Here is a 7,447-nt window from a genome sequence, read left to right on the forward strand (position 1 = left end):
GTGGCCAATTATTTTCCTTTGATAATTTCCAGCTGCCGCTGCTAAGGTCAAGGCACCATTCGTTTATATTTTCGGTAACTGGAGTTTCCGGTCCGCTATAAATCTCACCTTGGCGAATCAATAGAGTTTTACCATCCTCTAAAAGGGTTGCATTGTGCCCAAAAATCCATCCAGGGTTACTACCAGTTGTCTCTTGTTTACGAATACTAAAATTATTGATGTTTAATATAAAAACAGGCGTTTGTTTGATGTGTCTTTGATCATGATAACCGAGACGGCCAATTATAAATATTTCATCGTTTACCAATGTTGCGGAGTGGAAATCCGTTGCTGAAAAAACGCTTTGGGGATAGATATAAATATCTAGAGATCCATCAATGTGCTCCACAACTACATCGTTGTAAATACAAAAGTCCGGATCATAATAGTCCTCATGTTCTCCGCCTATATATATTTTCCGTCCATCTGGCAGTTGGTTAGTTGATTGACCATATCTGTCAAAGCACCAAGTTGGTCCATCGGCGTAGTAATCATGTTCTGATGCTTTATTAGCGGCCCATGCACTCAGTTTGGTTTGTACCAGCCAATTCCAAACTGGGTTATTGGCTTTGGTAGGATTATCAGTTCCTTCGCGAGGTTCTCTCCACTCTTCAAAAAGTTTTTGAGATATGCCGAAATTTTCTAACGTTTCCATTTTTTAAAAACCTGATGTTGAGTATTTTTTCTGCTTATACATTTTGGCATGAAAATACCACCGGAGATTAATCCGGTGATCAAATTCAAGCTTTTGCAGTTCTATCAGTAATTCTCACCAAATCATTCATCACACCATCCAAGCCGCCATAGACGTTCAGAGTGTTAATTTTGCCGGTGATTTTTTCCAGCACTTCCAGTTCTTTCAAGCGCAGAAGCACAGGGTTGCCTTCCATGACTTTCGCAGTGTTGTGCAGTGAACGGGTTGCCTGGGTTTCTTCTTGCCGTTTGATCAGGTTGGCTTCGGCCAGTTTTTGCGCCTCTACTACCTGAGTCAAAATTGCTTTCATTTCACCTGGCAAAATAATGTCTCGCGCACCGACTGATTTTAGTGTAATTCCATAGGTTGCCGCTTTTTCTGCCACTATCGCCAACACCTGCTGGTTGAGTGAATTTTTGTCGGCCAATAATTCATCCAGTGTTTGAGTGCTAACGATTGTTCGCAACGCCAATTGCAATTCGCGATACAAGTAATCCTTTGCATCTGCTAATTCGCGTTTAACGGTAGCGGCGTCTGTGATTTGCCACATGGCCGATAGGTTAATACGCAAGCTGACGCGGTCTTTGGTCAAAATTTCTTGGCCATTGACTTCCATATTTTGTAAACGCAAATCAAATTGTTTAACCTCAATCACACGGTTGAACTTCCACCACATGTGTAAACCGGGTTGCAAGGCGCTAACAGTATTGCCATCTACTATCAAAAACCCAATATGACCTTCTGTTACGTTGCTTAATGCAATAGCGGTTGCAGCTGCACGGTTCAGTAGAGGTTCGCGCGCACCGGACAGAACACGTAGCAGTTTTTCCGAAAGCGAAAAGTGCTCACTGATATCCAGCTTTTCAATAGTGATCGCTTGTTTCTGCTTCCAGTAAGCGCCGCGTTGGCCGGGTGCTTTAATGTCGCGCAGAATACCTTGCTGATAGACCAATCCAATTTCGTGCTCGCCGGTTTCCCACATCTGCAGGTGGTCTGCAAAAGCGGACGAATGTATTTCAGCGAGATATAAAATATCTTTGCTGACACCATCGCTCAACGTGGTGGCGATGTTTACCGACTGTAGTGTCAGACGATTTTGCCAATCCCAATATTCATGGGTGCCAGTGTTCAGTACTTTCTGGAATTGCTGATCTTTATACAGCAAACCTATTTGGGTATCGTTAAGTAAATATTTTTTCTTGAATTTCATTTTCCTTTTTCCTTGTTTTGTTGGAGCAGAGCCTCCACATGGCGCAGGCATAACCGGTTTTTGTTAGAGGGCGTTTTTGCACTCGTCTATCTGTTGAATAATTTCAGCATCCGCTGCTGTTTGCATTAACGCGCTTTAACCAAGTATCTGTTATGGCATTGCCATGTTTAATAAATCATTACTAATGAAATCCTTTGCCAAATCCTAAATCCATTTATAAGTAGCGATTTGTCGCGGAGGTCTGCGATGTTTCATTTTTTAGCTGGTTGGAAGACCAGTTTGCTAGCCGGAATTGAACCGGCAACCGTCTCATTAACAGTGAGATGCTCTACCAAATGAGCTATAGCATTGGAGCCATGATTGGAGTCGAACCAATGACCTGCGGATTAGATTCCGCTGCTCTACCGCTGAGCTACAAGGCACTATCTGGTGCCTGTATGATCCCGATACACAAATAGCCAGAGGCGTTTGTGTCAGCCAGTAAACAATACTGGGCCGCTGTGATCACACAGTGTTGTTATATTTCCGTCTACAACAACACACCAAATTCTTGTTTATCGCCTCGTCCTTGGTGCGATATTTTTTTAACCTTTCACACACAAAACCTGTTTTAGTGTGTGCACGATTTCTACTAAATCCGCTTGAGCTTCCATTACTTTTTCGATGGGCTTGTACGCAGAAGGCGTTTCATCAATTACGTCCTCATCTTTTCGGCACTCAACACCAGCGGTTGCTTGCAAATGTTCGCTCATGGATACGCGGCGTTTTGCTTCAGTACGTGACATCACGCGCCCTGCGCCGTGGCTGCAGCTACAAAAACTTTCATCGTTACCAAGGCCGCGCACGATGAACGATTTCGCACCCATGCTGCCCGGAATAATTCCCATCTCACCTTTACGCGCACTCACAGCTCCTTTACGTGTTACCCACACATCTTCTCCGTAATGGTGTTCGCGGCTGATGTAGTTGTGGTGACAATTTACCGCCTCCACATGTGCTTCAAACGGTACCTGCAAAATGTCTCGCATCGCTTGTAGTGTTCTCGCCATCATGACTTCACGATTGGTGCGGGCAAAATCCTGCGCCCAGGCTACGGCTTCTACATAGTCGCGAAATTTTTCGCTGCCTTCGGGTATGTACGCCAAATCTTTATCGGGCAGATGAATAAACCAGCGCGCCATATCTTTTTTTGCTTGCTCGATAAAATGCGTCCCTATGCGATTACCCACACCGCGCGACCCGCTATGCAACATCACCCAGACTGCGTTAGTTTCATCCAAACAAATTTCAATAAAATGATTACCTGTACCCAGAGTTCCCAAATGATTCATATTGTTGGTGTTCTTTAAAAACGGATGTTTTGCGCATAGTTTTTCAAATCCGTCGTTAAGATGTGCCCAGCCTGCGGTGACGTCATCGGGTGCATTTAGCCAAGCTCCCTTATCCCGGCCTCCGCGCATTTTAGGAGTGCTTCCGTGCGGAACTTTTTTCTCAATTTCGCTGCGCAGTGTTGCCAAAGAGTCAGGCAATTGCGATGCATTCAAGGTGGTTTTTGCAGCCATCATTCCGCAACCCAAATCCACGCCCACTGCTGCCGGAATAATTGCGCCAATGGTCGGAATTACGCTGCCGATGGTGGCGCCTTTACCTAGGTGTACATCAGGCATTACTGCGATCCATTTATGTATGAACGACATGCTCGCCATGTTGTTGACCTGCTGGCGCGCGTTCTCATCGAAACTCACTCCGCGCGTCCAGGATTTAACCGGCACCTGACCCTGGTTATGCATGACTTCAAAATTGCTCATATCCGTACCTTTCTGTTGTTTTTGCTTTCATTTTGTTCGCTGTTCGCTGTTCGCTGTTCGCTGACATAGCTGTTATTGCAGGCATAGTGCCAACTTTGAAAAATAAACTTAAATTTAATATAAGTTGTTGTTTTATATATATTAAAAAGTTTAATTGAGTGTTTTTCGTGGCTGGCGTAGAATTTTTGTACGTCTAATATCTATCAATATAGATAGGAACATATCTTTATGAATAATGTGGTGATTGGAATTCTGGGGTCGAGGCTGGATCACGGTGGTTTGGGCAAGCGCCGCTGGGAGCGCTGGCGGCCGAGTATTGCGTTATTGATGCACCCTGAGTTTCAGGTTGATGAGTATCTCTTGATGTATCTCCCTGAAGATCAACTGTTGCTGGATCTTACAGTGCAGGATATGGCTCAGGTTTCGCCGCACACCAAAGTCACTAGTGTCCCAATTGCTTGTGAAGACCCCTGGGATTTTGAGCAGGTCTATAGCCAGATTCATGCAGTAGCCGTGAGTCAGACTTTTGATGTTGAGCAAAATAATTATTTTGTAAATATCACCACGGGCACGCACGTCGCACAGATTTGTTTGTATTTGTTGGCTGAGGCGCATTATCTTCCTGGCAAACTCTTGCAGTCATCGCCGGGCAAAAATGGTGTCCAAGGAACCTATCATGTGATTGATTTGGATCTGTCGCGCTATGACCAAATCGCGTCGCGCTTTGCCAAAGAATCGCGCGATGCAGTAACCCATTTGAAGAGTGGAATTCAAACGCGTAATGCAGCGTTTAATGAATTGATTGCGCAGGTGGAGCAGGTCTCGATTAAATCTACTGCGCCTATGTTGCTAAATGGACCCACAGGGGCGGGAAAATCCCAGTTGGCAAAACGAATTTATGAATTGAAAAAACAACGAGGACAGTTGTCAGGGAATTTGGTTGAAGTGAATTGCGCAACACTTCGTGGTGATAATGCAATGTCGGCACTCTTTGGTCATGTTAAGGGAGCGTTTACTGGCGCGCTCAATGCGCGCGCTGGTTTGCTGCGCGAAGCCCATCAAGGGTTGTTATTTCTCGATGAAATAGGTGAGCTTGGTCTGGATGAACAGGCAATGCTGTTGCGTGCGATCGAAGAAAAAATCTTTATGCCCTTTGGCGGTGATCAAACGGTTAGTAGTGATTTCCAATTAATCGCTGGTACCCATCGCGATTTATTTGAATTGGTGCGGCAAGGATTATTTCGTGAAGACTTATTGGCGCGAATCAATCTGTGGACTTACGAGCTGCCTTCATTGAAATTGCGCAGCGAGGATTTGGAGCCGAATATTGAGCACGAGTTGAATAATTATGCGCGCAAGGCCGGTTACAAGGTGAGTTTTAATAAGGCGGCGCGTGCGGCTTACTTACAATTTGCCTATTCCCCGCAAGCACTCTGGCGGGCTAACTTTCGCGATCTCAATTCCAGCATTACGCGCATGGCAACGCTGGCGGTTGGTGGGCGAATTACTGAGGAAGTGGTCGCAGCGGAAATTATTCGTTTGCAACGTGCGTGGCAGGGTTTTCAGAATGAGAATATGACAGGGAGTGAGCACCTGCTGGAGAATTATTTCTCATCGTCGCAACTGGCAGATTTGGATTTGTTTGATCGATTACAGTTGAGTGAGGTCATCAAGGTGTGCAAGGCGAGTCGATCTTTGGCTGAGGCAGGGCGAACATTGTTTAATGTGAGTCGCGACAAAAAATCATCCATAAATGACTCACATCGTGTTAAACAATATCTACAAAAATTTGGATTAACCTTTCAGCAGATTTGTACTCCCAATAAATCGTAATAGCGGTATTTTGATTGTGGTCAGCTCATAGCCTATGGTGGTGCTATGGGGCAAATCGAGTGCAATATTGCTTCCAGGGAGGCTTGGAATAGCGATGGGGCTTTTTGGTGATTTATTTGACATGACTATCGACTTTTAGTTTGCAAACCAATTAGCCAAGCAGCCGCAATCACATAACTACTCGGTATTCACTAAAAATACCCTTCGCGCTTTTTCTTCTCCATCGACCCAACCTGGTCTTTATCCAGCATGCGTCCTTCGCGTTCGCTGGTTTTGCTTGCGATTAATTCTTGAATCACATCTTGCAGGCTGGTTGCATCGCTTAAAACGGCGCCGGTTTGTGGATAACAACCCAGCGTCCGGCAGCGCAGTGGGCGGATTGCCAGGCTGGCGCGTTCGGTTTCGCTCAAAAATGGCAGCATACGCTCGTCATCCAGAATTAAATATTGGCCGCCGTCATCGCTGATCCAACTCATGCGCGGGGCGGACAAGTAGAGTGAGACCAATTCAATATTTTCGTTGAGGATGTATTGCCAAATATCCAACTCGGTCCAGTTGGAAAGCGGGAATACGCGTACTGATTCACCCTTGTCGATGTTGGTGTTGTAGATGTTCCACAATTCAGGGCGTTGATTTTTTGGGTCCCAGCCTTGGTGTGAATCGCGCACTGAGAATACGCGCTCTTTTGCGCGCGATTTTTCTTCATCGCGCCGCGCGCCACCCAATGCGGCATCAAACTGATGCTGTTTCATCGCCTGTTTTAAGGCTTGGGTTTTCATCATATCGTTGTATTTCACCGAGCCAGAGGTGATGGGGTGAATGCCCATCGCCAGCGCTTCTTCATTGGTGTGTACCAAAATTTTCAGTTTATGTTTTGCTGCCATCGCATCGCGAAAGCGCGCCATCTCGGCAAATTCCCAGGTTGTATCAACGTGCAGGAGCGTGAATGGAACAGGCGCGGGATAAAACGCTTTGCGAGCGAGGTGCAGCATCACCGTGGAATCCTTGCCAATCGAATAAAAAAAGCAGGGGTTTTCAAAGCTGGCTGCCACTTCGCGGATGATATAAATCGCTTCGGCTTCCAATTGTTGCAAATGCGTTTGACTGTACATAAATGCTCCGCGAATCATTGTGATAAGTAGAAGAAGTTAGATGCTGATCCACGTGAGCAGCTGGTAGTAAACCGGAATTCCCACCAACACATTCAACGGAAATGTCACACCCAGCGCTGCAAAAATTGCGAGCCCGATATCGGCTTCTTTGATTGCGGCTTGGATTGCAGCAGGAGCGGCTATGTAGGAGGCGCTAGCGGTGAGCGCAGCCAGGATGAGTGTGCTGCCTTCAGGTAAACCTAACGCAATGCCTGCGGCAATACCTATCACCGCCAACGCAAAAGGCGCGATAAGAGCGAAGCTGATCAAGCGCCAATGTTGTTTGGGAAAAGGATGCAGATGTTGCGAGGCGCACACGCCCATCTCCAATAAAAATAAGGCGAGCAAAGCTTTAAACGCGCCGAGAAATAGTGGGGCTATATCTTTGCTTGCGTCTGGCCCGTAGAGGTAGCCAATAATCACACCGCCGGCGAGCAAAACCACTCCGCGACTGGTGAGCGCCTCGTGCCAAATTCCCTTCATTCCTCCGGTGCTGCCCGTGGCTTTTTTGTATAACAAAATCGCGACCACAATCGCAGGCAATTCCAATAGCACTAAGTACAAGGTGGTTTGTGGGGCGATGGTTAGGTTGTTGGCTTCCGCAAACGCCAGTGCCACCGCAAAGGTACCCGCGCTGGCAGAACCATAATGGGCGGCGATACTGGCGCTGTTGGCGGCGTTGAGCAGGATGAATTTGCGCAGGAGCGGGTAG

General features: G+C 46.5%; 6 protein-coding genes and 2 tRNA genes. 1 reads left to right on the forward strand and 7 read right to left on the reverse strand.

Annotated elements, in window-relative coordinates:
• The 5 genes from ACWA6V_RS13890 to ACWA6V_RS13910 form a co-directional block, all read right to left on the reverse strand.
• Positions 1 to 694 (reverse strand): hypothetical protein (locus tag ACWA6V_RS13890; RefSeq protein WP_449523049.1); only part of this gene is annotated, 694 nt, incomplete at its 3' end.
• 85 nt (positions 695 to 779) lie between these two features.
• On the reverse strand, positions 780 to 1,943 hold the full coding sequence (locus ACWA6V_RS13895; RefSeq protein WP_449523050.1) for a slipin family protein: 1,164 nt from the start codon (positions 1,941 to 1,943) through the stop codon (positions 780 to 782).
• Between the two features lie 280 nt (positions 1,944 to 2,223).
• Positions 2,224 to 2,293: transfer RNA gene (locus ACWA6V_RS13900), tRNA-Asn, on the reverse strand.
• Positions 2,293 to 2,364 (reverse strand) — tRNA-OTHER (locus ACWA6V_RS13905). Before ACWA6V_RS13905 ends, ACWA6V_RS13900 begins: the two co-directional genes overlap by 1 nt.
• Positions 2,365 to 2,527: 163 nt before the next feature.
• Complete coding sequence (locus ACWA6V_RS13910; protein WP_449523051.1) at positions 2,528 to 3,751, reverse strand: RtcB family protein; 1,224 nt, start codon at positions 3,749 to 3,751, stop codon at positions 2,528 to 2,530.
• Between the two features lie 228 nt (positions 3,752 to 3,979).
• Between ACWA6V_RS13910 and rtcR the strand changes: the two genes are divergently transcribed.
• The gene (rtcR, locus tag ACWA6V_RS13915; protein WP_449523052.1) at positions 3,980 to 5,584 is read left to right on the forward strand and encodes an RNA repair transcriptional activator RtcR; all 1,605 of its coding nucleotides are present in this window, start codon (positions 3,980 to 3,982) and stop codon (positions 5,582 to 5,584) included.
• A gap of 191 nt (positions 5,585 to 5,775) precedes the next feature.
• Here the strand turns inward: rtcR and cysD are convergent, their stop codons facing one another.
• On the reverse strand, positions 5,776 to 6,696 hold the full coding sequence (cysD, locus tag ACWA6V_RS13920; protein WP_449523053.1) for a sulfate adenylyltransferase subunit CysD: 921 nt from the start codon (positions 6,694 to 6,696) through the stop codon (positions 5,776 to 5,778).
• A gap of 36 nt (positions 6,697 to 6,732) precedes the next feature.
• On the reverse strand, positions 6,733 to 7,447 hold a 715-nt coding region (locus ACWA6V_RS13925), incomplete at its 5' end, for a sodium-dependent bicarbonate transport family permease (protein WP_449523054.1).

It is taken from the genome of Cellvibrio sp. (genome assembly GCF_053579595.1).

Excerpts from the sequence above, each read along its gene's own strand:
- cysD (WP_449523053.1), bottom strand. The coding sequence starts at position 6,696 with ATGTACAGTCAAACGCATTTGCAACAATTGGAAGCCGAAGCGATTTAT.
- ACWA6V_RS13910 (WP_449523051.1), bottom strand. The coding sequence starts at position 3,751 with ATGAGCAATTTTGAAGTCATGCATAACCAGGGTCAGGTGCCGGTTAAA.
- ACWA6V_RS13895 (WP_449523050.1), bottom strand. The coding sequence starts at position 1,943 with ATGAAATTCAAGAAAAAATATTTACTTAACGATACCCAAATAGGTTTG.
- rtcR (WP_449523052.1), top strand. The coding sequence starts at position 3,980 with ATGAATAATGTGGTGATTGGAATTCTGGGGTCGAGGCTGGATCACGGT.